The sequence below is a fragment of the Myroides albus genome, from assembly GCF_009711045.1.
Taxonomy (GTDB): domain Bacteria; phylum Bacteroidota; class Bacteroidia; order Flavobacteriales; family Flavobacteriaceae; genus Flavobacterium; species Flavobacterium album_A.
Window position 1 is genome coordinate 1 of record NZ_WMJX01000121.1, and the last position, 1,191, is coordinate 1,191.

Here is a 1,191-nt window from a genome sequence, read left to right on the forward strand (position 1 = left end):
ACAATCCTACTATGTATGCTTATGTATGGGATAGTAATGAGCAGGTGGATGTTTTTGGGTTAGATTTGATAGATGGTAAACCACAAAATCCTAGTATAGTTAGGAGGTTTATGTCAAGATCTGAGTATAAAGCATTTAAGAAAAATGGATTTAAATTTGATCCTACAGATACAAGAGGAGGGATTAGTGTAACATCTACCAAAATAAAACTACAAAATAGAGATGCAATTAAAAGAAGTACAGGGGCTTTTGGTGCAGATTATTATGTAGATATTGATACAAAAGGAAAAAATGTTGAGCTAAAAGGTAAAACAAAAGGAGGAGTTATGGATTGGAAGATTAAAGATGATGTTTCACCTAATGATATTGTAGGTTCAGGAAAAGTATATAAATAGATATGGAATTAAATAAATTGATAATTAAGTATTTAGATTTAAAAAGAGAGCTAATAGAGTTATTGTCTAATTTAGAAGTAGATAGTAAGTTGTCAGAAAATATTGATATTAATATTCTTTATGAATTAATGAAAGATAATACTTTTGAATGTAATGTCTTTGAGATTATGCTACATATAGATAGTGCATTAGCAACAGATTATATTAATAAATTTTATTTGGCTGGAGATCCGGAAAAGAAAACTAGATTTAAAGGAAATATTGATGTTATGTTAGATGATTATAAAGAAATATTGGGAAAAGATATGTTTTTGAAACTCATTGATGTTTTGCCTCTATCTACAAAAGAATTTCCTCCTATACGAGAAGCTATTGATTCTGTAAAAGATGATTGAAACATTATGATTTTTAGATGATGTCATTTATGATTAGTTAGGGTTAAATATAAAACAAAAGGCTTAATCTAGTAATAGGTTAAGTCTTTTTAAAATTAAATATAAATTACTGAATACCATATTGTATGTGTGTTTTGTGTCGGACGTCCGATACAGGCATTCGATGATAGAGGTACTAAGGTATGGAGTACAGACTATGACATCTATGGAAGGCTTAGAAACTTAGAGGGCGATAGACCCCACGCGATAGTCTGGCTCATTCGCTATAAACATCTACTAGATGTTTACTAAACGCTTTGCCCTCATTCAGACAATTTGGTCAGTACGAGGATGTAGAGTTGAATGGACTTTACTATAACCGTTTTAGGTATTATGATTCCACGACAGGGTTATACATATCT

Annotated in this window: 1 protein-coding gene and 1 pseudogene; both read left to right on the plus strand. The window is 30.5% G+C overall.

The features are described 5' to 3' along the window. A pseudogene (locus tag GJV76_RS15810) lies at positions 1-395 on the plus strand (hypothetical protein); the annotation flags it as partial. Positions 396-397: 2 nt separating this feature from the next. Beyond that, the gene (locus GJV76_RS15590; protein WP_155093496.1) at positions 398-790 is read left to right on the plus strand and encodes a hypothetical protein; all 393 of its coding nucleotides are present in this window, start codon (positions 398-400) and stop codon (positions 788-790) included. The last annotated feature ends 401 nt before the right edge of the window (positions 791-1,191 follow it).